This is a genomic window from Thermogemmatispora tikiterensis (assembly GCF_003268475.1).
In the GTDB taxonomy this organism is placed as follows: Bacteria; Chloroflexota; Ktedonobacteria; order Ktedonobacterales; family Ktedonobacteraceae; genus Thermogemmatispora; species Thermogemmatispora tikiterensis.
This window is the reverse complement of record NZ_MCIF01000002.1, coordinates 2,390,917-2,417,589: the sequence shown is the minus strand read 5'-3', so window position 1 is coordinate 2,417,589 and position 26,673 is coordinate 2,390,917. Positions and strand designations below refer to the sequence as shown.

Annotated in this window: 22 protein-coding genes; 12 read left to right on the top strand and 10 right to left on the bottom strand. The window is 60.3% G+C overall.

Annotated features, from left to right (window positions below):
* Positions 1–145: 145 nt before the first annotated feature.
* Positions 146–580 carry a hypothetical protein gene (locus A4R35_RS09760; protein WP_146747161.1) on the top strand — a complete coding sequence of 145 codons (435 nt, stop codon included), beginning with the start codon at positions 146–148 and terminating at the stop codon, positions 578–580.
* On the opposite strand, the gene A4R35_RS09755 is transcribed toward A4R35_RS09760, so the two are convergent.
* Positions 555–1,766, bottom strand: coding sequence for an FAD-dependent oxidoreductase (locus tag A4R35_RS09755; protein WP_189361595.1), 1,212 nt, complete (start codon positions 1,764–1,766; stop codon positions 555–557). The genes A4R35_RS09760 and A4R35_RS09755 overlap by 26 nt on opposite strands.
* Positions 1,767–2,188: 422 nt before the next feature.
* Between A4R35_RS09755 and aroA the strand changes: the two genes are divergently transcribed.
* From aroA to A4R35_RS09735, 3 genes are all read left to right on the top strand, one after another.
* Positions 2,189–3,556 (top strand): 3-phosphoshikimate 1-carboxyvinyltransferase, encoded by a 1,368-nt coding sequence (gene aroA / locus A4R35_RS09750; RefSeq protein ID WP_112428852.1) that lies wholly within the window; start codon positions 2,189–2,191, stop codon positions 3,554–3,556.
* A 78-nt stretch (positions 3,557–3,634) separates the two neighbouring features.
* The gene (locus A4R35_RS09745) at positions 3,635–3,937 is read left to right on the top strand and encodes a hypothetical protein (protein ID WP_052887953.1); all 303 of its coding nucleotides are present in this window, start codon (positions 3,635–3,637) and stop codon (positions 3,935–3,937) included.
* Between the two features lie 287 nt (positions 3,938–4,224).
* Positions 4,225–5,520, top strand: a complete 1,296-nt coding sequence (locus A4R35_RS09735) for a radical SAM protein (protein ID WP_112428848.1) — start codon at positions 4,225–4,227, stop codon at positions 5,518–5,520.
* 59 nt (positions 5,521–5,579) lie between these two features.
* Here the strand turns inward: A4R35_RS09735 and A4R35_RS09730 are convergent, their stop codons facing one another.
* The 5 genes from A4R35_RS09730 to ispE form a co-directional block, all read right to left on the bottom strand.
* A complete protein-coding gene (locus A4R35_RS09730; RefSeq protein ID WP_189361593.1) occupies positions 5,580–6,842 on the bottom strand; it encodes a glycosyltransferase family 9 protein in 1,263 nt (420 codons plus the stop codon).
* Positions 6,843–6,876: 34 nt separating this feature from the next.
* The gene (waaF, locus tag A4R35_RS09725) at positions 6,877–8,253 is read right to left on the bottom strand and encodes a lipopolysaccharide heptosyltransferase II (protein ID WP_112428844.1); all 1,377 of its coding nucleotides are present in this window, start codon (positions 8,251–8,253) and stop codon (positions 6,877–6,879) included.
* 23 nt (positions 8,254–8,276) lie between these two features.
* The gene (locus A4R35_RS09720; protein WP_189361591.1) at positions 8,277–9,524 is read right to left on the bottom strand and encodes a glycosyltransferase family 9 protein; all 1,248 of its coding nucleotides are present in this window, start codon (positions 9,522–9,524) and stop codon (positions 8,277–8,279) included.
* On the bottom strand, positions 9,524–10,738 hold the full coding sequence (waaF, locus tag A4R35_RS09715; RefSeq protein ID WP_112428842.1) for a lipopolysaccharide heptosyltransferase II: 1,215 nt from the start codon (positions 10,736–10,738) through the stop codon (positions 9,524–9,526). The genes A4R35_RS09720 and waaF (A4R35_RS09715) overlap by 1 nt, the downstream gene beginning before the upstream one ends.
* A gap of 237 nt (positions 10,739–10,975) precedes the next feature.
* Positions 10,976–11,908, bottom strand: a complete 933-nt coding sequence (gene ispE, locus A4R35_RS09710; RefSeq protein WP_189361590.1) for a 4-(cytidine 5'-diphospho)-2-C-methyl-D-erythritol kinase — start codon at positions 11,906–11,908, stop codon at positions 10,976–10,978.
* Between the two features lie 223 nt (positions 11,909–12,131).
* Here ispE and A4R35_RS24220 point away from each other — a divergent pair, with 223 nt between their 5' ends.
* Together A4R35_RS24220 and A4R35_RS09700 are read left to right on the top strand one after the other, a co-directional pair.
* Positions 12,132–13,118, top strand: coding sequence for a hypothetical protein (locus A4R35_RS24220; RefSeq protein WP_189361588.1), 987 nt, complete (start codon positions 12,132–12,134; stop codon positions 13,116–13,118).
* Positions 13,119–13,125: 7 nt separating this feature from the next.
* Entirely contained in the window at positions 13,126–13,842 is a 717-nt protein-coding gene (locus tag A4R35_RS09700) for a PIG-L deacetylase family protein (RefSeq protein WP_189361586.1), read from the top strand.
* A gap of 73 nt (positions 13,843–13,915) precedes the next feature.
* Here A4R35_RS09700 and A4R35_RS09695 read toward each other — a convergent pair whose 3' ends face one another.
* Complete coding sequence (locus A4R35_RS09695; RefSeq protein WP_112428833.1) at positions 13,916–14,752, bottom strand: aldolase/citrate lyase/malate synthase family protein; 837 nt, start codon at positions 14,750–14,752, stop codon at positions 13,916–13,918.
* Between the two features lie 350 nt (positions 14,753–15,102).
* On the opposite strand from A4R35_RS09695, the gene A4R35_RS09690 reads away from it, so the two are divergent.
* On the top strand, positions 15,103–15,996 hold the full coding sequence (locus A4R35_RS09690; protein ID WP_112428831.1) for a tyrosine-type recombinase/integrase: 894 nt from the start codon (positions 15,103–15,105) through the stop codon (positions 15,994–15,996).
* A 4-nt stretch (positions 15,997–16,000) separates the two neighbouring features.
* Entirely contained in the window at positions 16,001–16,879 is an 879-nt protein-coding gene (locus A4R35_RS09685; RefSeq protein ID WP_112428829.1) for a purine-nucleoside phosphorylase, read from the top strand.
* A gap of 187 nt (positions 16,880–17,066) precedes the next feature.
* On the opposite strand, the gene A4R35_RS09680 is transcribed toward A4R35_RS09685, so the two are convergent.
* A complete protein-coding gene (locus A4R35_RS09680) occupies positions 17,067–17,762 on the bottom strand; it encodes a hypothetical protein (protein ID WP_112428827.1) in 696 nt (231 codons plus the stop codon).
* Positions 17,763–18,662: 900 nt separating this feature from the next.
* Between A4R35_RS09680 and A4R35_RS09670 the strand changes: the two genes are divergently transcribed.
* The 4 genes from A4R35_RS09670 (at position 18,663) to A4R35_RS09655 (ending at position 21,957) form a co-directional block, all read left to right on the top strand.
* Positions 18,663–18,989 carry a Sec-independent protein translocase subunit TatA/TatB gene (locus tag A4R35_RS09670; RefSeq protein WP_112428823.1) on the top strand — a complete coding sequence of 109 codons (327 nt, stop codon included), beginning with the start codon at positions 18,663–18,665 and terminating at the stop codon, positions 18,987–18,989.
* 450 nt (positions 18,990–19,439) lie between these two features.
* Complete coding sequence (locus A4R35_RS09665; RefSeq protein WP_112428821.1) at positions 19,440–19,964, top strand: MarR family winged helix-turn-helix transcriptional regulator; 525 nt, start codon at positions 19,440–19,442, stop codon at positions 19,962–19,964.
* Positions 19,965–20,025: 61 nt separating this feature from the next.
* Positions 20,026–21,042, top strand: a complete 1,017-nt coding sequence (locus A4R35_RS09660) for an ATP-binding cassette domain-containing protein (RefSeq protein ID WP_112434123.1) — start codon at positions 20,026–20,028, stop codon at positions 21,040–21,042.
* Positions 21,043–21,048: 6 nt separating this feature from the next.
* A complete protein-coding gene (locus tag A4R35_RS09655) occupies positions 21,049–21,957 on the top strand; it encodes an ABC transporter permease (protein ID WP_223258271.1) in 909 nt (302 codons plus the stop codon).
* Positions 21,958–22,160: 203 nt separating this feature from the next.
* Here A4R35_RS09655 and A4R35_RS09650 read toward each other — a convergent pair whose 3' ends face one another.
* The gene (locus tag A4R35_RS09650; RefSeq protein WP_112434119.1) at positions 22,161–23,009 is read right to left on the bottom strand and encodes a DNA adenine methylase; all 849 of its coding nucleotides are present in this window, start codon (positions 23,007–23,009) and stop codon (positions 22,161–22,163) included.
* A gap of 630 nt (positions 23,010–23,639) precedes the next feature.
* The gene (locus A4R35_RS09640) at positions 23,640–26,087 is read right to left on the bottom strand and encodes a penicillin acylase family protein (RefSeq protein WP_112428817.1); all 2,448 of its coding nucleotides are present in this window, start codon (positions 26,085–26,087) and stop codon (positions 23,640–23,642) included.
* Positions 26,088–26,673 lie beyond the last annotated feature (586 nt).

The window sequence follows — 26,673 nt, the reverse complement described above, 5'->3', positions numbered from 1 at the left end:
GGACGATGCGGGGCCTGCTGTTGTCAGCTTCCCTACGCTCCTCCCTTATATAATGATGATGCTCGCTTGAAATAATGCGGGTAATATGTTCTGACCGAGAGCGAGAATCTGACTATGGGCGATCGTCACTAGAGAGGTGAGCAGTATGACTAGCCGGTTGTCTTTCGGAGCAGGCTCGGACTCCAATCGAGAAGAGCGGCAGGGGCGAGAGCAGGGGAGGCTGGCGATCCCCTGTTGCCGACAGGGCTTGCCTGCCTTCACTGAGGAGGATGTGCGCACCTATCTCGCTGAGCACCCTCCGCTCTCTACCATGTTTGGAAGTGTGCCCGTCATTGGTAGCGTGCGCTTTCTTCCCGTTGCCGAGGCGATCTCACTGCTGGCCAGGTGGCGGACGGAGCAGACGCTGGCTTCCCAGCTCGCCGGACGAGGACTGGTCTGCCTGGTTGAGCTGCTGGGACCGTTTCAAATCCATGATCCACTGCGCCCTCTGGGGCGGGTGGCACCCATCGCCTCGCGCCTCTACTTACTCTTCGACGCGGGCGATGGGTCGCTGCTTACCTGGGTGCCCGCTGATCAATAGGCCCGGGCTGGCGGCTGCTCAGAGCATCGCGCTCATGAAAGCGTGCCAGGCGGAAAGGGGTCAGCGGTACCAGGGGCTCCTCGCCACAGACTAAGCTGCTGAGCAGCTCACCAAGCAAGGGACCAAATTTGAAGCCGTGGCCCGAGAGGCCCGTCGCAAAGGCAACGCGCGGCTCAGCGGGCAGGAGGTCGATAATGAAATCGCCGTCGGGGCTCATGTCATAGATGCATTTGCCAACGTGGGCCAGGTAGGCCCGTCGCAGGGCCGGAAGCAGTTCCTCTAGATCGTGGATGGCCTGACGCACAAGCTGCTGGCTTCGCGCAGGATGCTCCGTCTCGTCGGGATCGATCACCGGGCCAGTGGCGTGAGAGGCAACTTTGAGCCAGGGTAGCCCCTCGCCGTTGGCGCTGTAGGTGCTGTGAATGGGTAGCCCATAGAGATCATTGGCCATAAAGGCCGGGAAATTGTGGACACCAAAGCTGGAGAGCGGCAGCCCTCCAAAATAGAGCAGATACTGGCGGGTTGTCTGAACGGGCAGATGCAGCTCGCCAAGCAGACGGTGAACCCAAGGCCCGGTGGCCAGGACAACACGATCGGCGCTGATGGTGGCTCCATCGGCTAGCCGCAGACGAAGAGGCCGCTGCCGGCTGCTGGCATCGAGGGCACAGACGCGCGTTCTCTCACAAATTGTTCCTCCCATCTCGCTCACAAGTGCTTTGAGAGCGCGTAGGGCGGTCGAGGCATGGAGAATACCAGCTTCCAGGTTATAGGTCAATAGATCAAAGGCATGGGTCTCAAATTGAGGAAACCGTCGGCGACATTGTTGCTCGGCTAGCCGCTCTGTCGGCAAGCCTAAAGCCCGCAGCGTGCGGTAGCTTTCCAGTGTGAACCCGTCGTCCTCTCGCCCGAGCAAGAGCAATCCTGTGCGCAGATAGAGCGTTCGCTTTGTGAGCTGCTCCAATGCCACCCAGCGACTTAGACTGAGTATAACCATTTGCGAGTAGAGAGCATTAGCTCCGTATTCAAAGCGTAATAGACGCGAGGCTCCGTGAGAGGTAGAGCGCGGATGATCGACAACTTCCTGCTCCAGTACGGTGACGCGCTCTATGCCTCGGGCCAGCAGCGCATAGGCCGTCGCCAGTCCCACGATCCCCGCTCCCACGATGACAAAATGGTCTTGTTTCACGATCGTCTGGCGCCTCCTAGAAATTCTGCTATATGGAATCCTAGTATAGCAGAATATACATTTTTAGTCAATTGATAGCTATGACTTTTCCCTTGTTGAAAAGATAAAATGATGCACTATAAAGTGTAGCGTGACTTGTATGTGCAGTGTAATCCTTTTGTAAAGCGAGCAAGAGACATATGTCGCCCTGGCTGCTGACCACAAAGTTGCATCGGCTGGCTTGCATGTCATCTCTTTCTTTCGCCTCTTGAGAAAAAGCACACCGGCGTGATACTATCTTGAAGACAAGCTCCGGCCTGCTGGCGGGGCTGTTGCGCAAGATGAATATGGCTCTGCTGCGTGCTACAAGGCGGTGTGCTGCTTCTTGGCAGGGCAGCCTGATGGGACGTGAGATGTTCGTGCATGAGCCAGGCTAATGAGAGATGGAACAACGAGACGCGAGAACCACAGCGGCGGGCAAGCCAGGACGCAGTCTCTCGATTGCGCCGACAACGTTGCTGCGGGGGGAACCGTCGTTTCCCTCTTCCAAGTACTATACCTTGCGTTACCTGTTAGCGGCAACCCTGGCCGAGGGAGAGAGCCAGATTCTCTTCCCCGCTCTTAGCGAGGACAGCGAGGCGCTTTTCCGTGGCTGTCGCGCCTTGGGGGCGCAGCTCGACTGGCTGGGAGAACCGGGCGAGCGCTTGCAGGTGAGAGGTGTCGGGCGACCTCGGGCCACGGGAGCGGTTCTGATCAACGTCGGCAATGCAGGAGCAGTACTACGCCTCTTGCTCGGCGTCGCCGCCTGGCTGCCCCAGGTGACCTTTGTGACTGATCAGCCGCAGTCGTTGGGGCGCAGGCCAAATCGCGAGCTGCTGCAGGCGCTGGAGTCTCTGGGCGTGCGAGTCGAGGCTCAGGGACCGGAGGGCTATCTGCCGATTACGCTCTATGGAGGCCAGCCGCATGGCGGTCAGGTAGTGGTCTCGGGAGCGCGCAGTTCCCAATATGTGAGCGCTTTGCTCTTTCTGGCCCCTTTGCTTGCTGAACCGCTGACAATCGAGGTTGTTGACGGCTTAACCTCTCAGGTGATGGTGGAGTTGACGCTCAAAGTCCTGCGTCAGGCGGGGATTGTCATTGAGCACGATGCTGCTCTCCGGCGCTTCCAGGTGCCGGCCCCGCAAGCCTACCGGGCGGGTACTTATGTGGTGCCTGGTGATTATCCTTCGGCGGCGGCGCTGCTGGCGGCCTGTGCGGCGATGCCCGATCCCGCCAGTGAGCTACGGCTTGGACGCTTGCCGGAGGGTGAGGAGGATGGCGAGGCGTTGGTGGCGGCGCTGCTGGCGATGGGCTGCGATCTCCAGCGCGAAGGCGAGACCTTGTGTGTGCGTGGTGGGCGACCCCTGCGCGGGCTGGAGCTGGATGGTAGCAGGATCATCGACTGTATTCCTGTGTTGGTGGCTCTGGCCTGCTTTGCTGAGGGGCGTAGTGTCTTCTACAACGTCGAGAATCTCCACTATAAGGAGTCGGATCGCATTAACGATCTCTGCGCCGAGCTGCAGCGTGCTGGCTGCCGTGTGACTCCTTTGCCGGATGCCATTGTGGTTGAGGGGCAGCCAGAGGGCGTCGAGGGTGGGGTCTGGGTCGATGGCCATAGTGATCATCGCTTGCTGCAGGCTCTGACAATCGTGGGGATGCGCAGCCGTCTCGGGCTGTCGCTGCGTGGGGTGGAGCATGTTGCCAAGAGCTTCCCGCACTTCTTCTCTGAGCTACAGCGCCTGGGGGCAGTGGTCAGTCCTGCGCTTTCGTGGTAAACTCTTGTCCAGATGGATGATAGAAAGCGTCGTGTACCTGAGTCTGCCTGAGTGTTCTAGCAGGGAAAGGACAGAGGGGTGTATCGATACAAAGGCTTTGATAGTGCCCAGTGCGGCGATAGCATCTCCGCCCTTGAGGCGGCCATCAATGCCTGGATGGAGGCCGAGCGCCCCCGCATCCGTCATGTCTGCCAGAGCGTGCTGAACAATCATATTCTGCTAAGCTTTGTCTATGAGGAGATGTCGGAGTTGGAGCAGCGTTTGCCTGCCCAGGCTCAGACCCAGGCCGGTAGCACTCACTCCAGATTCTTAGAAGACGAGTGTTCCGAAGGGCCTCCGACCAATCCGCAGCTGCCGGCCATACCGCCGGTCGTCCACTGAGCGACTCAGCTTCCAGCCAGGGGCGTTCATCCCCTCTCAGACAACGCACGCTCTCTGTCGCCGCTGTCGCCTTGCTGCGCCTGCGTTGTGGGCAAAATCAAGTGCGGCATCCAGGTGAGCTGTGCCTGTCTTCTGCTGGGAGTGTTCTTTACCTTTTTCGCTCGCTTGTTGGCTGACTTCGTTCTCTTGTGGGTATCAGTGGGCAACAACTGCGGCAGGTGGAGAGCATCCATGATCAGGCGCTCGTCTTGTCCTTGCTAAGTGATGAGCAGAGCGCAAGAGGTGCTATGAAGGAACCGTATCTTGTTTATTCAACGGCGCGTGGGGAGGTTCGTGAAGAGCGAGGTCTGCGCGCACTGGCCTTTGATGGGAGTCCACTCCGGGCTGAGGAACTGATTCCTCTCCCCGATGGGGCGACACTCTCGATGCTCCCTGGTCGCCTGCCTGTGGGACTGGACGCGGCTGGTCAGCGTCGCACCTTGCAGCGTCGGGAAGTCTGGGCCCTGGCGGCGCTGCTGCCGATTGGTTATACACGTACTCATCTGCCAGCTTATAGCAAAGATCCTGAGAGTGGTCCGCTCCCTTTTTTTGGCTACTGTGCTGTGGCCGGCCTGAAGGGACGGCTCTTTGTGGCGGCACTGCGAACCGATGATCCGCACAAGTGGCATCCGCGAGCCTTCCCGCGTCGCACCCTGGAGCGTCTTGTCCAGGAGAAGCTGGCGGCCTATCCTCACAATCGCGTGGTGAAGCAGCATGCCCATTGTGCACTAGACTACTATTGTCCGACGGCCAGTAATCTATTTTTTGGCCGCTGGGAGATGGCTATTGCCGTTTCTCCTGGCTGCAATGCTCGCTGTGTAGGTTGTATCTCGAAGCAGGAAGAAGAGCAGTTGATCTCGCCTCAGGACCGCCTGACCTTTGTGCCGACGGTAGAGGAGATTGTGGAAGTGGCCGTTCCCCATCTGGAGCAGGCTGAGGAGGCGATTGTGAGCTTTGGTCAGGGTTGCGAAGGCGAGCCGTTGCTGCAGTGGCGGCGCATCGAGCAGGCCATCCGCGAGATCCGCCGACGTACAGATCGCGGAGTTATTAACATCAATACGAATGCGAGTAATCCCCGCTGGTTGCAGCGCCTCTATGATGCCGGCCTCGATATGCTGCGTGCCAGTACCATCTCTGGCCGTGAGGAGACCTATACAGCTTATTATCGCCCGATTGGGTATACGCTTGCCGATGTGAAGGAGTCGCTCAAACGCGCCCGTGATGCCGGCGTCTATGCCTCTATCAATCTGCTTTGCTTCCCTGGTCTGATCGATCGCGAGCGCGAAGTGGAGGCGCTGCTGGCTTTTGCACGTGAGACAGGCTTGCGTTTGATCCAGCTCCGCAATCTGAACATCGATCCCGAGGTGCTCTTGCCGCGTCTTCCCCCTCTCGATTCGCTAGGCAAGGCCCTGGGTATGCGCACCCTGATTGAGATTCTGCGTCGAGAGCTGCCCGAGGTGGAGATCGGCAATTTCTCCCGTCCAGTAAAGCGTCGTGCCGGCCAGTCTGATCGCCAGCAGGCTGAGGCTGGAACCAGAGTTTAGGCAGGCGAAGCGGCGACCAGCCCCTGATTGCCTGCGCTCCTCAGATCGATGGCTCATCTTCAGTGGCCCTCTCCGGGCATACCCGGACCCGCTTGAGAAGGCTGGGAAGAGTGGAAAGGCAAAGAGGGCCGGTAGCCAGCCTGGAGTAAGAGGCTGCGCGCTGCGGTGGCGACTGGATCTACACCGAGTTGGGCCAGGCAGTCGCGGGTGGCACAGCCCTCGGGTGTACCCAGCTCGTGGCCGCGATAGAAGCAGGGCATGCAGGGCAGGTCGAGGCGTACAACGATCGCCTGGCGTCCCGGCACTCCGCCGGTATAGGGTCCCCAGGCACGATGGTTGGAGAGGCCGAAGATAGCGACCGTGGGTGTGCCGGCAGCAGCGGCCAGGTGCATGACGCCCGCGTCGTTACCGATAAAGAGATCGACCTGTTCCAGGACAGCGGTCGTGACCTTGACGCTCCCTTTGCCGGCGAAGCTGCGCGCTGGCAGGCCCGAGCGCAGCAGGCTCAGAATATGCTGATGCAGCTCGCGTTCTTCTGGTCCCCCTAGAAGCACCAGTTGCCCTCCCACCTCGCGATAAAGGGTATCCGCCAGGGCTGCAAAGCGCTCGGGAGCCCAACGGCGGGCGGTGCTGTAGCTGCCGCTGCCCGGGTGCATGGCAATAATCGGGCGCATGAAAGGGTCGGGAGCCTCATCTATATAAAGTAGATAGCGGGCCTGTTCCCGCTCCGCCTCGCTCAGGGGGACGATCAGACGCCGATCGCTGGTGTGAGCGCCGACGGCTGCGGCAACGGCCAGATTGTAGTCAGCTTCGTGCATGGCTCCGAAGCCCTCATCTTTGACGCGTACATTGAGAAACCAGCCGTGCCCGTTATCCAGGCCCACCCGCCAGCGCGCCCCTGTAGCACGCACCAGCAGCTGATGTTTCAAGCGACCAAAGGGCAAAGTCAGGTGGTGCAAGAGCAGCACGGCATCGTAATGGGCGCTGCGCAGGCGCTGCCAGAGCGGGAAGAGGCCTCTGAGCCGCAGTGGATCGGTCAAAACCTGCTTTGGCGAATCGAACAGGTATTTATCAAGAACAATGATTTCGTCGATGACTTCCCAGTCGTCCAACAAATCCGCGGAGCCGGGCGTCACGAGCAGGTCGATGCGCGCCTGCGGATAGGTCTCGCGCAAGGCGCGCAAGGCTGGCGTCGCCAGCAAGAGGTCGCCGATTGATGCCAGCTTGATTACAAGGAGACGCGCCTCCGCTGGCAAGCGAATTGACTGCTGCTGCTCCGGCTCTGGTGAAGGCGTTCTCAAGGATGCGCGTTGCTGCTGCACTACTGTAACTGCCTCCTCTGCAAAGGTCAAGGGACTAGTGACTCTGGCCCGGCTGTTCGGGGTTAGCAGGACGGGCCGCCGCGGATGGGGCTGGCTGCCGTTCCTGGAGGCGGCGCAAGGCCAGGGCCAGCACCCGCTCCGGCGTGACGTCCTTCATGCACTGGACGGTATGGAAACGACAGTCGGCTGGACTACGGGCATCATAACAAGGACTGCACCAGATACCGCTGCGTACGATTGTGGCCTGCGGGCTGACTGGTCCACTAAGGGCCGGGTCGGTCGGACCGTGGATAGCGATCAAAGGAACCCCGGTGGCCGCCGCGATGTGCATCGGGCCACTGTCGCCGCTAATCACCAGGTCGGCCATCTGCATCAGGGCTGCCAGCTGAGGCAGGCTAGTCTCTCCAGCCAGGTTAAGCACCGGCGTAGAACCGTCCAGGCGCTGGAGGATGGCCAGAATGACTGGCAGGTCGCCCCTGGCACCGGTGAGAACCAGGTGGGCCTGAGTCTCCCGAGCCAGACCTGTCAGCAAACGTGCCCAGTAGGGGATAGGCCAGCGCTTGGCATAGCCGTTATGTGAGGCCACGTGACAGACCACCAGTGGTCTCGCGCGTGACCCGGCAACGTGTTCCGGCACGTCGTCCAGGTCGATCGCAGGATCAAGACGCTTGAGGAGCCTCTCCACCTCGAGGCGGGCTTGTGGATCGACATGGAGGCGCGGGAAGCGATCTTCTGGTTGGAGGCTGACGCCTGCTGCGCGTGCCAGTTCCAGGCAATAATCGACTTCGTGACGGCGATCGCCGGGCTGCCAGTGACGGCCCGGGACGGGATCGGTCATAAAGCCGGCGTAACCCTCGCCGGCGAAGCCGACCCGTCGTCGGGCGCCGCTCAAGAGGGCCAGCAGCGCCGCCCAGGGGCCAAAGACGCTCACAGCCAGCTCATAGCGCCTGGCCCGTAGCCGGCGTAGGAGAGCCGCGGCCTCGCGCCAGTTCTGGCGACGAACGAGCGCTTTGGGCCGGCGCCAGATGTTCGGATCGTAGGTAATGATCTGGGCCAGAGCGGGATCGGCGCCGGCGATTGGCGCTGTTGAAGGCATTGCCAGCAAATCGATCTCCGCCTCGGGATAGGTCCGCTTGAGGGCGTGCACCAGCGTGAGCGAGAGGACCAGATCGCCGATCAGGTCCAGGCGAATAACCAGGATGCGCCGCGGCCTGAAGCGCTGCGGGTCGAGCGGCTCATGGCGTCGTACCAGGCGCGCGCAGCGCAGGAGCAAGCCGTAGCTGCTCAGCGCCAGGTAGATGGTCGTCAGCAGCGTGCGTTTACTGATCTGGATGAACAGCTTGCGCAGGCGGCGCCGAGCTGGCGGACGCAGGGGATAGCCGTATTCATCGAGTTCTTCTCTTGCTGCCATAGCTCTTGCGTGCCATCCTTATTCTACAACATGCGTGCTGGCAAGAGTTGCTCCACCGCTGCAAGGACACGCTCCTCTGGAATCAGGCGTACGCAGGGATGCAAAGGCAGGGCCTGTGGAGGAATATCGAGACGCCCGCAGGGGAGTTTTGGACAGGCAGGACAACGTTCGCTTGCCAGAATGACCACGTGGCGTCTGGGGTTGCCCCAGGGGCCGAAGATGCGCGGGTCGGCAGGCCCGTAGAGCGCCACGGTTGGAGTCCCCTGGGAGACAGCCACATGCAGCGGGCCGCTATCGACACCGAGCGCCAGCCGCGCGCGGCGTAGAACGGCGGCCAGCTCTCCAACGCTCAAGGCGGAGAGCAAGACAGGGGGCGCCTCGTTGGCCCTGAGCTGCTGATGAACCAGAGTCGCAATCTCCTCAAGCAGGGCTTGCTCTTGCTGGGTACCTGTTAAAACGAGACGCAGGCCATAGCGGCGCAGCAGGGTCACGGCGCAGGTGGCCCAGCCCTCTGGACGCCAGAGCTTGACGGCGGCTCCGCTGCCAGGATGAATGACAGCGAAAGGCGTCTCTCCTGTCAAGCCGGCCTTGGCGAGCAGGGCTGTAGCCTGCTCCTCTTCCTGAGCTGTTGGCCCAAAAAGGAGCGGGTAGCGTTCAGGGGTAAATGGCTCCGCGAGGGGGGCCTGACCCAGCAATTGGAGTGCAGCGCTGACCAGACGCAGGCTGGAGCAGGTGCTGTGCTCTCCTTCGGAGAAAGGCAAGGCGTGAGTCAGGAAACGCCTGCCTGGGGCGAGCGCGTAGCCAACACGGTGCGGAATGCCTGCCAGGTAGAGCAAAGCTGCGCCCCACCAGAAATCGGGACGAAGATTGATCGCCAGATCGTAGCGTTCGCGTCGCAGCTGCCGGGCCAGACGCAGCAGCAGCCAGTAGGGACTCAAGGCTCCCTGAGACCCCCGGCGGAAACCAGGGAAGGCGCAGGTCAGCACGCGCCCCGCCGCTGGATGGCCCTTGACAATCGCCTGTGACCAGGGTCCCACAAAAAGCGTCACCTCTGCTGTTGGGCAGCGCTCCTTAAGCGCCGTCAGCGCCGGCGTTGTCAGGACCAGATCCCCCAGGTGGTCCGGGCGTAGGAGCAGCAGGCGCGGTGCCTGAGCGAGAGAGAAGGAGCCACGAGCCCGTCGCTGTGCCAGCCAGGACCCGGGCAAGCCAAGCAGATAGATCAGCAGCAACAGCATGCGGCGCAGCCATTCCTTGCGCAGCCATCCTCTCATCAGCGAATTCCTCCTCGCTCGGGACTGGGCAGCAACTGCTGCACCGCCTGCCAGACCGTATCGACGCTCAGCGCCTGCATGCAGGTGCATGCCTGGCAGGCGCGCATGCGACCCAGGAAAAAGCATGGCTCTCTACGCGGATGCTGCCAGAGAGCCACATGGTGCGGCTCATCCGGCGGATACGGGCCATACTCTTGCGGACTGGTTGGACCAAAAAGCGCGATCACAGGAATGCCCACGGCAGTCGCCAGGTGCATCGGGCTGCTATCGTTGCCAAGGAAGAGGGCGCACTGTTCAAAGATGGCCGCCAGCTCGCCAAAGCTGGTCTCTCCAGCCAGGTTCAGCACCCGACCTGGAGGGGCCACCAGGCCGGTCAACACCTCCTCGTTGACGGCGCGATCCTCGGGGCCTCCAACCAGCAAGACGCGAGCCTCCAGCTCGCTTAACAGGCGGCGGACCAGCTCGCGATAGCCCTCTACCGGCCAGCGCTTGGCCGTCAAAGTCATTCCTGGATTCGAGCCGCCGCCGGGCAAGAGTGCAACCTGCAGGCGTTGCTCAGCCCCCCGACCAGCACCGCTAGAGAGCAAGGCCCGCGCCCGCAGCCGCTCCTCGCTGGTAGGCACAAAGCGCATATGGGGCTGTCTTAGCGGCAGGCCAAGAGCGCGCGCCAGGTCCAGATACAGCTCGGCCTGGTGACGCAGAGCGGACAGAGAAGCGGGAGCGGGCACTCGATCAGTCAGCGAGAAGCCACGTCCCAGGCTGTCTGGTCCTACACGGCGAGGGATGCCTGCTAGCCACGGGAGCAAGGTCAACATAGGGGAACGATCCAGGACCAGGGCCAGATCAAAACGCTGTTGGCGTAGGAGACGGGCAAAGCGCAGATACTCTGAGAGGCGGTAGCGCCCCGGGATGCCGACCGTGCCGCAATCCAGGACTGAATCCACGGCTGGGTGATGCTCCGGCACCACCTTTGACCAGCTGCTGGCTACATAGGTAATCTGGGCCTGGGGATAAGCCTCCCGCAACACCTCTAGCAGCGGCGTTGTCATCAGCAGATCGCCCAGGCAGCAGGGTTTAATCAGCACGATCCGGCGCGGCTCGCGCCAGGCTTGGCGCCGGAGCCAGCGCTCAACAACATTGAAACAGGCAAAAGGAAGGCGCAGCATGTAGCAGAGCAAGCTCACCACATGCTGGCGCAAGGCTGCCAGTGGCATCGTCTACTGCTCCCTCATCCTCAACAAAGCGCGCCTCTACCAGCACAGTCTCGCCTGCCGGCCCGGCTCCGACCAGGCCGGCAGAGTAGCAGGCAAAAAACACATAACAAGCAGCGGCGTATACCTGCTCTCTCCGTGCGACATGGCAGGGCGCAGGAATTTGACGCTGTTATAGCAAAAGGCGCTTTGGCCAGGTGTATCGAGTGTGCGAGCCAGCTCGCTGCGGCCCGAAGCAGCTTAGTGAGCGGCGACAGACGCAAGAGTCAGGGATTCTGCTGAGGGATAGACCACCTGGGTCAGGTAGACCTCGTAGCCCTGCTCCTGGAGGAGGAGCCAGAGGCGGTGAGCCTCCTCAAGATCGGCCAGAGCCGTAAAGAGCGTCGGACCGCTGCCTGAGAGACGGACGAAAGGTGCCCCGGCCTCTAGAAGTGCGGCCCGCCCGGCGGCCACCTCGGCATAGCGCTCCATGACCCCGCGTTCAAGGCCATTGTGGAGGTGAACCAGCTCTGGCATGCGCTGGGCATGCAAAGCTGTGCAGACGGCCTGTGTATGCGAGCCATCGCTGTAGTCGCGTGCTGTCAAAGCTCTAAAGACTCCAGCTGTTGCCACACTGATCGCCGGCTTCAGCAGCACCAGCCAGCGCAGCTCGGCTGGCCAGCGAGGAGGCAAAGGGGTCACCAGCTCGCCCCGGCCCTCACAGAGTGCCAATCCGCCATAGAGGAAGAAAGGCACATCCGAGCCGAGCGAGGCCGCCAGCTCCACTAATTCCGTCGCAGTCAGCCGCAGCTGCCACAGGCGTGTCAGAGCCAGCAGAACCGCCGCGGCGTCGCTACTGCCTCCACCCAGGCCGGCAGCGCTCGGGATGCGCTTCTGTAGTTCAATCAGCACGCCACGTCGCTCGCCAGTATGTTCTCTGAGCAGCGTCGCCGCGCGTAGTGCCAGATTCGTCTCCGTACTCAGCTCGGGCTGCGTGCAAACCAGATGCATCAGCCCATCCTCGCGCAGCGTCAATGAGAGTGTGTCGTAGAGATCAATCGTCTGCATTACCGTCGCCAGCGCATGATAGCCATCGCCGCGACGGCCAAGGACGTCAAGTGTCAGATTGATCTTGGCGTAGGCGCGTACCGTGCAGCTGCTACCTGGTTGTAACCATTGCCATTGCATAGCCATAGCCATTCCATTCGTCTGGATTGTGCCGCTTCGTGACCAGGCTGTCAAGAATGCGGCCCCAGAGAAGGAAGTTAGTCCTTTTTCGCTCGTGGGAGAACTATTCTGTCCCACCTGTGGTATACTACCAGCGAGCTATTTCCCAACATAGCCCAGCTGCTTGCTCAGTACGAGTAAGAATCGGTCTCCGCACCACCTATCCTGGACCGCTTGCCTGGTGAGCGTCATGGACATTACTGTTGCCTATTTCCACTCGCTCTTTCATCCCGACCTCGTCAAACGGGACTTTGAGCAGATCCGCGCTGCTGGCGCCAGCAGCATCGTTTACAGCATTCTGGATGAAGAGCGCCACTACTGGCCTCGTGATCTGGAGCGTGGTCTGCTCCTCGCGCAAGACGTAGGTCTCAAAGTCTACCTGAGTCCGGGCCAGCATGGTAATCTTTTCGCCACCCCTTCGCCGGCGCCAAGCTGGTATACCTTCCATCACCCTGAGTCACGTGTATTGGACCGCCACGGTCGTTATCACGATTTGACCTGCTTCAACCATGAGCCATTTCGTCGCTGGCTCTTTCAAGAGATCGCTTTTTATTTAAACACCTATCCCATTAATGGGATTCTGCTCGATGAACCAGACTACGGAGAAATCACCTGCTTCTGCTCGGTCTGCCGGGCGCTTTGTCCCGATGTGACCGACCTGGCGGGCTTTCGTCGCCGCTCCTGGGTGACCTTCTTGAGCGATCTCTGCGCCTATATTAAAGGTCTGGACAAGCATGTTCGGACCGTTATTGTACTCCCCTCCTACGATGCCGGCCTGGTCGAGGACCTTGCCCTCTTACCGGACCTGGACATGTTGGGCCTCCACCTGCAGCGTCGACCCCGCCAGCAGCCTCAAGCTACTGAGGCTGTGACTGACAGCTATGATCGTGGCGAGCGGGAGATTGTTGATCGGGCGCGCCAGCATCAGAAGCGTAGCCTGCTCTGGTTGCAAAACTTCGATCTGGACGAAGAAGGCCAGCAGGAGCTACCGCAGCTCTTCCAGCTGGCGTTGCATGCTGAACCTGACGAAGTTGCCTGCTATTACTACTGGCGCAACAATAGTGATCCAGAGGGAGTCTGGCAGCTCACCAGGCAATTGCTGCGGAGCATCCCCCGGCGCCAGCTGCACTGGCAGACCGGCAAGCACTTTGCTATTCCACGCCTGGGAGATGAGTGAGGAAACAATGGTAGAGAACAGCAACATCCTTCTTCCCCCTGGTGGTCAGCGTATCCTGGTCGTGATGGCTCATCCCGATGACGCCGAGTTTCTCTGCGGTGGAACCATTGCCCGTCTGACCGCTCAGGGCTGTGAAGTCAGCTATCTTCTGGCCACCCGCGGGCAGCGTGGCAGCGATGACCCGGCCATGACGCCGGAGCGCCTGGCGGTGATCCGTGAGGCCGAACAGCGGCGGGCAGCGGAAGTACTGGGCGTACGCCAGGTGCTCTTCCTCGACTATGTCGATGGCGATGTTGAGCCGTCGCTGCAGATGCGGCGCGAGATCGCCCGCCTGGTGCGTCTGCTCAAGCCGGACGTAGTTTTTACCTTTGATCCCTGGCAGCGCTATCAGGTGCACCCTGACCACCGCGCAGTGGGTCTCTGTACCCTGGACGCCCTGGCCGCCTCACGTAATCTCATGTATTATCCTGAGCAATTTGCTGAGACGGGTGGGCCGCATCGCGTCCGCCAGATCTACTTCTTTGCCAGCGACCAGCCGAACCACTGGGTAGACATCAGTGCTGTGATCGACAGGAAAGTCGAGGCGCTCCTTTGCCATGCCAGCCAGATGCGCGGGCGCGATGCCCAGGCCATCCGCGAACTGGTGCTCCAGCGTGGCCGTCCGCTCGGCAGCGAGCACGGCTTTACCTGTGCCGAGGCTTTCCATCATCTGGTGATGAACTAAGCCACGTGATCGCGCACGCATGGCCCGACCGCAGGCCCGCGATCAACCTGGCGCGAAGGCCGAACTGACTATTCTAGGGTTCTTCTTCCTCCTCAAAGGAGGTTGAGAGCGACGGCTGAGGCACGGTCGGCGGAGGAAGCTCCTTTTCTTCCTGCCGATGGACCTTCTCCAACCACTCGCGCAGCTCCTGAATGCGCTGCGTCGTCGCGGCGGTACTCTCGCTGGCCGGCACAATCACTGCCTGGACGCCCAGCGTCAGCAGACCATAGGCGGCAGCCTCGCTATTGAGCGATGTCAGGCTCAGAAGGGCCGGCAGGCGCAGCGCCTCGCGGATGGCGCGGTAGCCAAGAGCCTCTTCAATGCTCAGGCGCTCTAATGGTAGCTCTCGGCCATCCAGATGCAGGGCCGAGAGGCCCTCGAAGGCGCCCAAGTTGCGCACCATCAGAGGATAAAGGGGGTCGTTCCCGCGCCAGGGTAGCGTCACTGCCAGATCGAAGTCCTTCAGGTGCGTGGTCAATAAGCGGGCTGGGGCCTGGAGCGGCACGATCAGGAAATGGACTCCGTGCTCTTTGAGAGACTCCAGCATCTTGCGCTCGATATTGGCCCCGTTGCCGAGGAGGCGCAGGCCGAGGGCGGCGTTCTCGTCCTGGCTCTGAATGGTCTCACTGAGCTGCTTCAGAGTAGCAAGGCTGGCACTTTCCAGGGGGGAGCCAGACCAATGGAAGAGCAGGCCATTGGCACCAGCTTTGATGGCGGCCTCCGCCTCGCCGGCGTCCACGGCGGGAAACTCAATCAGCAGCGCGGCGGCCCGGGGCTTAACCGCTGGTCGGCTTTTGCCACCGAAGAAGCCGATGGCGCCGCCGCTCTGGCCGCGCCGCGCCTGGCTCAACATATCAGAAAACTTGCTCATCTCTCTCTCCCGCTAGCTGATAGTGGATAGGATTGTATCATAGCAACAGGGCCGGGGTCATCGTCGCTCGCTCGCCTGCCCGATCGCTGGTGACGAACGAAGGCAACAACTGGTGCCCCGACCTGCCACATCTCTGTCTCTGCGCATGCCGGGCGGATAGTCCTATTATAGCATTCCGTTCTGGGTTGGCGCAGTGGTACTCTTCTGTCGCCACTCTTGCCTCTGTCCAACCTCTGGCATATAATGCCAGCACCAAGGCAAGCCACTCACTCCTCCCTCAGACACGGACGAGACGAGAAGATGGTGGTAGGTGCACTTCTTTCTCATTTCTGGGCAGGGGATATGTCGCAATGTTGCAAGAAGCTGTCGATGCCTATCTCGCCACTCTGGCTGAGAGGGGCGCCGGAATCAATCACCACACGGTGGCGGCCTATCGCAATGATCTCTCTCAGTTCTCCTCGTTTCTAGAGCAAAAGCGGCAACGCTGGCACTGGTCGGAGGTAGAGAGCGAGGATGTGCAGGCTTATCTAGAGGAGATGCGTCAGGTGCGTGCCTATCAGCCCACGACGATCAGCCGCAAGTTGGCCGCGCTCAAGACCTTTTTGCGCCATCTCAAAAGCCAGGGGCTCTTGGAGAGGAATCTGCTGGAGACGGTGCAGGCTCCCCGTGCTCTCAGGACCACCTTCCCTGTGCTTTCTGCTGAGCAGCTTGCCTGCCTGCTGGAGCAGATTCCGCCGTTTACACCAACTGGCATGCGCGATCTGGCGATGGTGCAGGTGCTCTATGCGACGGGGATGCATCTCACCGAGCTGGTGGCTCTCGATGTGGGCTGTTTCGATCGCCTCTGCGGCTCGCTGGTTTATCCGCGCAGCGATGGACGTTTGCGCGAGTGCCCGCTAACATCGCAGGCCATTATGGCGCTGGAGCAGTATCTGCTGCGCTCGCGTCCTTATCTGGCCCGCCGTCATCCCGAGGAGCCTGGTCTGTTCGTAAACCATCATGGCCGCAGGCTCACTCGCCAGGGCTTCTGGTTAGTGGTCAGAAACTATGCCCTGCGTGCTGGTATTGCTGAGCTGACGCCCTGCCAGTTGCGTCAGTCGCTGATGCTTCTGGCTATCAAGCGTAGCAGTGAGCCACAAGGTATCCAGGCGTTATTGGAATATGCTCACCTATCAAGGGGAGCGGGACAGTCGAAGCGCTGGGGAGCGTCTGAGAGTGATGATTCTCTATTGAAGCGAGGATAGTGTCATGTTGTACGACCAGGTCGAAGAGGCCGTGGCGGCGATCCGGCAGCTGTCTCCATTGGTGCCTCAGGTGGCCCTGATTCTGGGGTCGGGCCTGGGCGAGTTGGCCGAGACGGTAGAGGCCGCCGCTGCCATTCCTTATGCTCAGCTTCCGCACTGGCCCTCATCGACGGTAGCGGGCCATGCTGGTCGCTTGATATTGGGGCAGCTGGAGGGGGTGGCGCTGGTCGCCATGCAGGGCCGGCAGCATCTCTATGAGGGGTATACGCCCCAGGAGGTCACGCTGCCCGTGCGTGTGATGGCGCGTCTGGGGGCTCAGGTGCTCGTGGTGACCAATGCGGCAGGCGCTTTGAATCCTGCCTATCAGCCGGGTGATTTCATGCTGATTCGCGATCACATCAATCTGCCCGGGCTGGCCGGCTGGCATCCGCTGCGTGGTCCTAACGATGAGCGGTTCGGCGTACGTTTCCCGGCCATGACGGCGGCCTACGATGAGGAACTGCGGACCCTCGTACAGAAAGTAGCGGGGGAGATACCTTCTCTGCGCCTTCATGAGGGGGTCTATGTGATGGTCAGCGGGCCGTCCTACGAAACGCCAGCCGAGCTACGCTTTCTGCGGCAGATTGGGGGCGATGCTGTAGGGATGTCTACTGTGCCCGAAGTGATCGTAGCCCGCCATATGGGGCAGCGTGTCCTTGGACTGAGCCTGATTACGAATAGTGCCACTGGGACAGAGGGGCAGCCAGTAGATCATGACGAAGTGCTGGCAGCAGCGGCAGCCGCCAGCTCGCGCTTTGTGCTGCTGCTGCGGGGGGTGCTGCATGAACTGGCTCAGATCCTCCAGGGGCGAGCGGAGTCGGCGAGTGAGGGGGAAGCACACTGAGATTGGTCCCGGAGCGAGACGGGCCGACAGACGACTGGCAACGCGCTTGCTATGCCGTCTCCTTCCCGGCCAGAGCGAGCCATCCAGGTGAGGGCTGGGTGCCCTCTGGGGCCCTCTGGCTCCTCTCCTCTGCTGGTGAGGACATGACAGGGGGGACAGGGATCAGCAGCCAGCCAGCAGTGCAATTCTAGTCGTTTCCTGGTCCCTGCCCTGGGGTTTTGGTGATGACAATGTGGGCCCAGCTCCAGTTGTAGTGGATGCCCTGCCAGTCGGTGAGCAGGACGAGATCGTACTTACCCGGCTGCACGCCAGGGGAGATGGTGTAAGTCCAGGTGGCTCGCCCCTGGGAGTCGCAGGGCTGGGTTTGCGGCGTGCCAGCAGAGAATTGCAATCCTGCTACCTCGTCATAGGGCTTGTCTTTGACCTGGCCTGGAATGGGTTGCTGGATGCTGGCCAGATCCATACGCTTGCCGATGTCGGGCAGCTGTAAGAGAGCCCCATCAGGGACGCGGTGCACCAGCCAGAGCTTGCAGGTCACTCCACTGCGGTTGATCGCCTGTCCTTGCTTATCAATGGCCTGCACGGTAACGGTGTAGCTGGTTTGGCCGTCAGCAACTTCGCTAAAGGTCGGTCCGGCGGCAAAACGGGGAATACCGAGCAGAATGGGAACCGGCGAGGGAGTGGGCGTCGGTGTGGTGGTGTGTTGAGCGATAGTAGGCACCGTCGGCGAGGGAGTCGGCTGGCTGGCGCCGGATCGGTGGTGCACAGCGGCGCCGAAGGCGAAGCCGCTCATGATACCGGCCAGGGCAAAAAGAACCAGGGCACTGACAACGATTCTACGGAGATGGGTTCCACTCTGCGGAAAGCTCTCTCTGGGCTGCATGATTTCCTCACTCGCTTGCTCGCTTGCTCGCTTGCTCGCGCGGCAAAGGTCGCGTCGCTGCTCTCCTTTTTATTTCTGCATTTCTATATTCGGTTTAGATGATAGCACAGGCCAGGGAATAGGCAGTAGTGATAGGCCTGTTTCTCCCCCGATCTGGCCATATGGGAGGGCACGGAGGTAAATCAGCCAGTAGTTTAGGAGAGAGTTGAGAAGGTGGTGGGGCCAAGGTGGCTGATTGGCCTGCCAAAAAAGAAGGAGACCGATTGCTGTAGCAGGAACCGAAAAACAGCAATCGGCAGGCTCGGAGTGGGGGTGTGTGGGGGAAAGCTCCGGGCCTGGATCTCCTGCGTTGACCGCGTTGGTCTCTGTGCTCACAGCCATAGCCCTGGTCTTCAGCTTCCTCGTCTTCTCATTCCTCGTGGTGGGTTGCGATTGCCCCCTCTTACGAGGCGAGGCTGAGAGGCGCGAAGATATGCTGAGAGATAGGATGAACCATGCTATGAGTGAGAGCCGGACGGTCAACCTCGGCACTCTCTCCATTATAATAAACTCCTAACGATAACTTTTTCGTTCCTGAATTTTTCGCTCTCCTGTCCCGGTCAGTCGTAAAGAATCCGTGTGAGCCAGGCAGCCTGAGTCAGGAAAGGAGGCAGGCGGCGACGGAGCAAGCAGCTGGTGGCATCAGGAGGGTTCGCTATAGAGGGCGATCACATGGCCGGCTGGCGCTGGCTTCGACCTGAGAGAGGCAGCCGGCTTCTGCGGCAAGCAGGCTTTCCCAGACTGGCACCAGAGAGATCTCGTCAGAGCAACAACCATGTGGTATCATACTCTTAGCGAAGAGTCGAGAGAGCACTCATCGCCACCCAAAAAGCTGGAGAGCGAACAGGAAAGGCGGCCCCTATGGGCTTTCATCCAGTTGACCTGTTAATCATTCTCCTCTTCGGGCTAGCGCTCTTTGGACCGCGGGCGCTCCAATCGGTAGCGCGCAACCTGGGCAGAGGAGTTGGCCAGGCCCGCGTAGTGAAAGACAAGATCAAAGAAGAGCTGCAGGTTGAAGAGCTATCGCAGATCTCTGAGAATATCCCTCGTCTGCCGCTCAATACACGGGAAGCTGCCAGCCTCTTGTTGAAGGAGCAGAAGGAGAAGCGCACGAGTGAGGGAACAGCTCAAAGTCATGCGAGCGAAACGAACGAGCGGGTGGTACGCGATAGCGCCGCCAGTGCCTGAGACGCTCATCTCCACGAGCAGGCGGGCATCGTTCCAGTCCTGGTGTTCCTTCCTGCCTTGACTGACCTGGTTCAACCTGCTGACATCTCTTGTCCTGATCTCCCCGCGGCGGCGCTGCCGTCGTGGTCCTCTCTTTTTTCCTGTCTGAACCCCGTTTTTTGACCTGGACACTCTCCCACGCTGTATTCCGACGGAGCAGCAGGTGAAAACGAGTTCTTGCCTCTTGCCCGGAGCGGCCTCTGACTCTGGCCTCGTGAGGGGCGACCTGGGGCTCAGGGAGGCTGTCCCTGTGTTGAGAGCAACGCGATATATCGTACTGGTACGAGGGACTTGACAGAGGGACGAAGTCGTGCTATTCTTTGATCATATCAATGATTGTTACTACCAGTAATTGGTGGCAACAATCAACGCGACAGAGCAAGGCAGGGAGAAAGGAAAGAAGCATGGGTCATGGAAAGAGAGACCGATGGTGAAAGGCAGGTGCGCGACCTGGAGGAGCAAGCGGAGCGCTTTGCATCCCTCTTCAGTCAGGTTCAGAGGGCGATGGGGGCGAGTTTCAAGCGTGCCCATCAGCATGGAACGATGGTGAGTACGACCCAGTTCATGGTTCTGGGCTTGCTGCAGAGGGCGCTGCAAGAGGGGGGGGAGCCGTATACCATCGGCCTGCTGGCCAGCCGTCTTGACCTTGATCCTGCAACGGTGGTGCGGGCGGTTGACAGCCTGGAACGGCGGGGGCTGGTGATGAGGAGGCGGGATCATCAAGACCGTCGCCAGGTTTTTGTTGAATTCACCGATACTGGGCGAGAATTGCGCCAGCACATGGCACAGCAGATGAAAGAGCAGCTCAAGACGGTCTTTAGCCTCATGAGCGAAGAGGGACGGTTTTCCCTTCTTCGTGGGCTAGAAGAATTGGCCGCTGTGATAGCTGAGAGAGCTGAGAGAGAAGGAGAGTTACATGGCAGACATGGCTGCTGAAGAGCAGACACTGCAAGGAGAACAGCTCAACGGACAGATTCAGTCGCCGGCGGATCTGCGGATGGCGGTAGCGAGCGAGGGAGTGCGGCCCGCGGGGGCGCCCATCATCGAAGTTGAGGGCTTGACCCGCCACTATGGCAAGCTAGAGGCGGTCAAAGGTATCTCATTCGAAGTCTATCCGGGGGAGATCTTCGGCTTCCTCGGTCCCAATGGAGCCGGCAAATCGACTACCATCAACATGCTCTGTACGCTGCTGCGTCCCACCGCTGGGCGGGCGCGCATTGCTGGCTATGACCTTGTGACACAGCGCAACAAAGTGCGCGAATCAATCGGTCTCATCTTCCAAGACCCGAGCCTTGACGATCGCCTGACCGCGGACGAGAACCTGCGCTTTCATGCCACTGTCTATGGCTTGCCGGCGGCGGTCAGCAAGCAGCGTCGCGAGGAGTTACTCAAGATGGTCGATCTCTACGACCGGCGTGACCAGCTGGTACGCACTTTCTCGGGGGGCATGAAGCGCCGTCTAGAGATCGCTCGCGGCCTTTTGCACTATCCACGTGTTCTTTTCCTAGATGAGCCAACTATCGGCCTTGATCCTCAAACACGACTGCATCTCTGGTCATATATTCTGAATCTGCGTCAGCAAAAGCAGATTACGATGTTTTTGACCACGCACTATATGGATGAAGCCGAATATTGTGATCGAATTGCCATTATTGATCATGGCAAGATCGTGGCTCTGGACACGCCGAGTCGGCTCAAGGACATGGTAGGAGGCGATGTTATTCGTCTCAGGACCAGCGATAACGCTGTAGCAGCGCAGCAGATCAAGGAGCATTTTGGGGTTGAGCCGCGAGAGAACAAGGGGGAGCTGGTCTTTGAGATTGCGGGTGGCGAAGAGCTGGTCCCGCGTATCGTTGAAAAGGTGACGGCGCGCATCGCCTCGATCAGCGTGCGGCGCCCGACGCTGGACGATGTCTTCATCAAGCTTACCGGGCGTGAAATCCGTGATGAAGAGGCTGATGCCCGAGAGCTGATGCGCGGCTTCATGCGCTCACGCCGCTGGGGAAGGAGGTAAAAGATTATGGCGACAACTGTAGTGACGCCGCAACCGGTGCGGATGGAGCAGAGCCTGACGCCGATCAACGGGCCGTTTCGGCGCAACCTCAATACGATTGTGATCATCTGGTACCGCGAGGTCTTGCGCTTTGTGCGTGACTGGATACGGATCATCACCTCGCTGGCCCAGCCGTTGATGTTCCTCTTCATTTTTGGCTCCGGTCTCTCCAGCAGCCTGAATGTGGTTGGGAGTCAGGCCAATCTACCGCCGGGGACGCCAACCCTGGATTTCCGAACCTTTCTCTTCCCGGGCGTCTTGAGCATGACTGTGCTCTTTACCTCGATCTTCTCGGCGATTTCGATCGTCTGGGACCGCGAGTTCGGGTTTTTGCGTGAGATGCTGGTGGCGCCGATCTCGCGCACCTCGCTGGTCTTGGGGAAGGCTTTGGGGGGCAGCACGATCGCCATGTTGCAGGGGACGATCATGCTGATCTTTGCGCCGCTGGTGGGGGTCAATCTGAGCGTCGGCCTGGTGGTCAAGCTGATGCTGGAGATGCTGCTGTTGGCCTTCTCTCTGACGTCGCTGGGTATTGTCATTGCCTCGCGCATGAAGTCGATGGAAGGCTTCCAGATGATCATGCAGTTCTTCCTGATGCCGATGTTCTTCCTGAGCGGGGCGCTCTTCCCGTTGCGCAATCTGCCCGGCTGGCTGGCCTTCCTGACGAAGATTAACCCGGTGACCTATGGAGTGGACCCGCTGCGGCAGGCGGTACTGCGGGCTCTCAATCTGCCCCAGTTTGTGCTGGATGCCTTAGGTCTGGGGGTCAAGGTTTTTGATACAACGCTCTCGACATCGGTGGAGCTGCTGATTGTGGCCATACTGGGGTTGATCTTTATCGTCTGGGGCGCGCTGGCTTTCAATAAGCAGGATTAGGGTCAAGGGCGGTGTAACTGCCCAGTGCGCTGCCCTGGCGGGCGCCGCTCATGCTGCCTGCATCGGCGGGTGAGCAGGTTGCTGATGGCAGGTTTTGAGCCGGTATCTCTTGCTCTTTGAGGCGGGGATACCGGCTTGATTGATTATTTGGGCCATAGTTCTGCCGCCTGACTCAGTCCCCCTCGTCGCTGTCGGCTCTGCTGCTACATTACACCCTTCCAGGCTGCTGCTTTCAAGACGTCGTAATTCACCCACAATACTTCTTGCCTGGGAGTCTTCTTCGAATGGCAGAGCTTTACTGGCGCCTCTATGCAGCTCCAATCGCGATACAGATGATCAAGCAGCCTGCAGTGGTAGCCGGAGAGGGCCACCTTTCCTTTGACGCTGTGCAGCACCTCTGCCAGACGGCGATGATCATCGTTGATCATTTCATGGGCGTAGGCATTGGCATCCCCGCGAGCGTCGTGTGGGTAAGGAGGATCACAATAGAACAGAGTTTCCTGGCTATCGTAGCGCTGGATCACCTCAATGGCTGGGGCATGTTCGATTTGCACTCGCAGTAAACGCTGAGCAATTTCGGCCAGCCCTTCAACGCTGCCCAGCCAGCGCGAAACGGCTCCTGCCATTCCGGCGCGGCTGGTCAGGATGCAGTGCGCCCAGCGTCCGACACTGGCGGACTGCGCCAGTCCAGTACGAACTTGCCTGGCGCGGATGAAGAAGCGTCGGGCCCGTTCCAGATCTGAGATGCCTTCCGGCGATTCACTGCAGGCGCGCTCGAATTCCTCGCGTGAGAAGGGCGTCAGGCCGATGGCTTCGATCAGGGCCTCTCTCTGCTCGCGCAAGATGCGGAAGAAGTTAACAACCTCGCTGTCGAGATCGTTGTAGGTTTCTACCGGTGAAGGCTCGCGGTTGAGCAGTACGGCAGCAGAGCCGCCGAAGGGTTCACAGTAGTGTGTAGTCCTGGGCAGCAGCGGTAAGAGCCAGTTGAGATGGTTGAATTTTCCCCCATACCAGCCGAAGGCGATCAGCCTTCTTTTTTCCTCGTGTTCCATGCCAGCAGCCTCAATACGTCTGAAATTAGAAAGAGAAGAGAGCATCTGATCCGCCGCTTGAGAGACCCTCTCGGCTAAGCCTGCGGCGAATACTGTCAGTTAGGCAGTGTAGACCGGTTGCGAGGTTGTTTGCAAGAGTTTCTGCGGAGAAGGGCTTGTCGCGGTGCAGTTGCTCGGGATCAAGCGGGCTGAGGGCTGGTGAAGCGCTGGCTGCCGTTTCCTCGTGACCTGGTCCTGAGGCTTTCCAGACAGAGAGGAAGAGCTGCCAGTCACCCTGGAGACTGACTACTCTTTCCCTTTGTCTGCATAAGAGGAACTTTGCTGATATTAGATCGAAAAACATTCCTCAGAGAGGGAGGGGCGCACAGTGGCATAGGAGAGGCCAAAGCGGGCGAGGAGCTGCTGCAGGGAAGGAGGCAGGAGGTCCTCCTCGGCGGCGCGCAGCAGTCCAAGCAGCGGGGAACCGGAGGTGACCTCGTGCGTGGGCCGGCCACAGGGCAGCTCCGCGGAGAACCGGCGCACGGAGAAGGAAGAGGACAGACACCAGCGGGGATCATCTGTTGCCTGTCCTCTGCAGTAACGGTATCTTGGACCTGGCGGGCTGCTTCGTGTTCCAGAGCAGAGAGGAGGCTAGCGCGGCTGCAAGAGCAGGCGTCCCTCCATGTTGGCCTCGATCGCCTGGCGCTCGAAGAGCATCGGATGATGCTCTGTGCGCAGCCAGGGGCGCACAAAATCACCGTAGTGACGGCTGCCGGGATGGCCCGACTGGCCGGGCGCATGGCCCGAAAGCGAGGCATTCAGATCGGCCAGATTCACAATCTGGCGATATGAAGGCACAATTACCACCTGCTCCGGCTGATTGGGCACTACCGCGCCCATAAAGACCGTATCGATATCGCCGCCTGCTGGATAGGGGCCGCGGTTGAATAGCTTATCGAGGGGCTTCACGTTCCCCAGCGGATGCTGATAGGTCAGGCGGTGGATTGCCCCATACTGCCAGCGTGCCACATCCGGCCCCAGCTTCTCCAGCAGCTCGGCGATCGCCGCCGACCAGGCTGCCGAGAGAGCCGCATGCCAGGAGCGCGGCCCATTGGGAATAGCCGACTCCGCAAACCAGCTATCGTCACGCTCCTTGAGCAGGCGAATCAGCAGCGGCTTGCTGCGGCTGGCATAGCCATTGAGAATCGCCAGCAGCGTTGAACCGACCCCCAGGTACTGATAGAGCAGCTGCTCATCGTCGCCAATGACCGCAGCGAAGACAATACGCTCCAGCTTCTGCAAGAATGTTTCATAGATCGCCGCTCCCGTGCTCTCGGGAGAGAGCACATAATCCCAGTCGCGCAGCGTCTGGAGAGCGGTCTCCTCCAGGGCATTCGCCGGGCTGACCGTCTCCAGCACATGAGGCACAATCTCACGTGCCGGCTGCGCATACTGATCCGATTGGATGCGGGCCATATCAGCCAGCGACAGGCGTTCCTTGCTCTGCAGCAGGTCGCGGATGCGCTGCGCCCGATAGCCATTGAGCCACTCGTGAGTGATGTAGTAAGGATAGTCGTCCTTGACCACCCGGTTATTGGCGGTCACAATCAGATGCTCAGGAGGATTAAAGAGGCGTGGCAGCTCCTCAAAGGGGATGAAGCCCGTCCACTCATATTCACCGGTCCAGCCTGGCGAAGGCAGGAGCGTCTGACGATGGTTACGGACAGGAATCAGGCCCGCCATAATGTAGCCAATATTGCCCTCGCGATCCGCGTAGACCACATTCTGTGGCGGCACATCCCAATCGCGCATCGCCTCCAGGAACTCCTCCCAGCACGTTGCGCGGTTTAACTTCTCCACTGCCGCAATAATGCGACAAGACTCGAAGCCAGTCCAGCGCAGAGCCAGCGGCACCTCTGAGGGCGTGGCGCCGTCTCCCTCGCTGGCTCGTCCCTGCCCGGTGGACAAGGTCGTCAGAATAGGCCCGTGACGCGTCACCACCACCTCTTCGACAACCGGCTCCTTCCGTCCCTTCACGCGGATCTCCTCACGGATCACCTGAGCTTCCTCCCACTGGCCCCGGAACTCATAGCGGTATGGATGCTGCGGATCAAACTTCTCGATGTAGAGATCCTGGACATCGGAAATGGCGTTCGTCAGGCCCCAGGCAATATGGCGATTGTGGCCGATGACAATGCCGGGCGTGCCCGGGAACGAAGCCCCGACCACATCGATGTCGCCGGCTGCCAGGTGGCACTCGAACCAGATCGAAGGAGCACCCTGCGCCAGGTGCGGATCATTGCAGAGAATGGGCGCGCCGGTCACCGTCTTGCTGCCATCCACCACCCAGTTATTGCTGGCCCCCAGTGGGCCGAAGCCGCTCAGCTGCTTCACCTGCTCATATGGCTCCAGCAGACCCGGATTGACCCCGCCGTACTCGGCGCCGGGCGGGATAATCAGAGGATGCCCAGGATCATAGCCGGCCTCCAGTTTTGCCGCCCGCTCCGCTCCAGCACGGGCTACGATGCGTGCCCGAATCAGCTCGCTCTCCCAGTTGCCGCTTAGGTTCCAGCCCATCATCTTCGCCCAGAGCAGACTATCGGCGGGCTGCCAGGGGTCGGGCCGATAGCGCAAGAGCGTGAACTCCACCGGGAGCGTATGATTCTCGATAAAGGCATTAACGCCAGCGGCATAGGTTTCCAGGATGCGACGATGATGAGCCGAGAGGCGGGCCACATCGCTGGCCGCAGCGCGATGCAGGCCCAGGCGCCGGCAGAAACGATCAAGTTCCAGTGTTACCTCTCCCACCACCTCCGAAAGCCGGCCTGAACCCAGACGGCGGTTGAAATCCATCTGCCAGAGGCGCTGCTGGGCATGGACGTAGCCCTGAGCGAAGAAGAGATCATCCTCGTTGCGGGCATAGATATGGGGCACGCCATAGCGGTCGGTAATGACCTCGACTTCCTCATGCAAACCAGGCAGGCGCCGGACGCCCTTGGGCGAGGGGACGGGGCGACGCAGAAAGAAATAGTAGGCGCCGCCAACTGCACCCGCCAGACCGGCAGCAGCCATCAGCGTCTTTTGCCACCAGGATGCCATGATTCTCGCCTCCTTTGCGTGCGTGTGATACGACTGACTCGCTGAACCAGCGTCGACAAGCGCTGGTATGATTGATACTCCTGGTTTCTAGCGTGCGCAAGTGCCCGCTCGCCTGCCCCTCACGCCGCACTCGAGCCTCCCCACTTGCACAAGCATCTGGGATGGGACAGAAGTCTGCGAGTCTCTCTATTCTGAAAGCTGATCCGACTGACACTTCGACCATCGGCGCTTGCTCATAGCGAGCGGATGAGCAGGCGAGCGAGGAAAAGCAGAAGAACAGCGGGAAGAACACCAGGCTGGCCCTGGCTCCCTCCCGCTCTTACTAGCAGACAACCTGTATCGTCCAGGCAATATTATACGTTGTGCACAGCGCAGACTGCAGGCTTTCACAGTTGACGCTGAGTGCAGAGCATGGTCGCTGCGCTACTGCTTCCCCCGAGATCTGGCACCCAGCCAGCTACCCCTGTCGTTCGAGCTTGACAGCGCCAGCAGCGGCCATTGCCGGGCGCAAAGACCTAACAGGCGACAGGCATACATCCGTGACCAGCTCCTGGCAGTAGCCCCGGGTCTGGTCGTGCCCATTCTC

Excerpts from the sequence above, each read along its gene's own strand:
- A4R35_RS09760 (WP_146747161.1), top strand. The coding sequence starts at position 146 with ATGACTAGCCGGTTGTCTTTCGGAGCAGGCTCGGACTCCAATCGAGAA.
- A4R35_RS09690 (WP_112428831.1), top strand. The coding sequence starts at position 15,103 with ATGTTGCAAGAAGCTGTCGATGCCTATCTCGCCACTCTGGCTGAGAGG.
- waaF (WP_112428844.1), bottom strand. The coding sequence starts at position 8,253 with ATGGCAGCAAGAGAAGAACTCGATGAATACGGCTATCCCCTGCGTCCG.
- A4R35_RS09735 (WP_112428848.1), top strand. The coding sequence starts at position 4,225 with ATGAAGGAACCGTATCTTGTTTATTCAACGGCGCGTGGGGAGGTTCGT.
- A4R35_RS24220 (WP_189361588.1), top strand. The coding sequence starts at position 12,132 with ATGGACATTACTGTTGCCTATTTCCACTCGCTCTTTCATCCCGACCTC.
- A4R35_RS09650 (WP_112434119.1), bottom strand. The coding sequence starts at position 23,009 with ATGGAACACGAGGAAAAAAGAAGGCTGATCGCCTTCGGCTGGTATGGG.
- A4R35_RS09720 (WP_189361591.1), bottom strand. The coding sequence starts at position 9,524 with ATGAGAGGATGGCTGCGCAAGGAATGGCTGCGCCGCATGCTGTTGCTG.
- A4R35_RS09700 (WP_189361586.1), top strand. The coding sequence starts at position 13,126 with ATGGTAGAGAACAGCAACATCCTTCTTCCCCCTGGTGGTCAGCGTATC.
- A4R35_RS09655 (WP_223258271.1), top strand. The coding sequence starts at position 21,049 with ATGGCGACAACTGTAGTGACGCCGCAACCGGTGCGGATGGAGCAGAGC.
- waaF (WP_112428842.1), bottom strand. The coding sequence starts at position 10,738 with ATGCCACTGGCAGCCTTGCGCCAGCATGTGGTGAGCTTGCTCTGCTAC.
- A4R35_RS09660 (WP_112434123.1), top strand. The coding sequence starts at position 20,026 with ATGGCGGTAGCGAGCGAGGGAGTGCGGCCCGCGGGGGCGCCCATCATC.
- A4R35_RS09640 (WP_112428817.1), bottom strand. The coding sequence starts at position 26,087 with ATGGCATCCTGGTGGCAAAAGACGCTGATGGCTGCTGCCGGTCTGGCG.
- A4R35_RS09685 (WP_112428829.1), top strand. The coding sequence starts at position 16,001 with ATGTTGTACGACCAGGTCGAAGAGGCCGTGGCGGCGATCCGGCAGCTG.
- A4R35_RS09695 (WP_112428833.1), bottom strand. The coding sequence starts at position 14,752 with ATGAGCAAGTTTTCTGATATGTTGAGCCAGGCGCGGCGCGGCCAGAGC.
- aroA (WP_112428852.1), top strand. The coding sequence starts at position 2,189 with ATGGAACAACGAGACGCGAGAACCACAGCGGCGGGCAAGCCAGGACGC.
- A4R35_RS09670 (WP_112428823.1), top strand. The coding sequence starts at position 18,663 with ATGGGCTTTCATCCAGTTGACCTGTTAATCATTCTCCTCTTCGGGCTA.
- A4R35_RS09680 (WP_112428827.1), bottom strand. The coding sequence starts at position 17,762 with ATGCAGCCCAGAGAGAGCTTTCCGCAGAGTGGAACCCATCTCCGTAGA.
- A4R35_RS09665 (WP_112428821.1), top strand. The coding sequence starts at position 19,440 with ATGGAAAGAGAGACCGATGGTGAAAGGCAGGTGCGCGACCTGGAGGAG.
- ispE (WP_189361590.1), bottom strand. The coding sequence starts at position 11,908 with ATGGCTATGCAATGGCAATGGTTACAACCAGGTAGCAGCTGCACGGTA.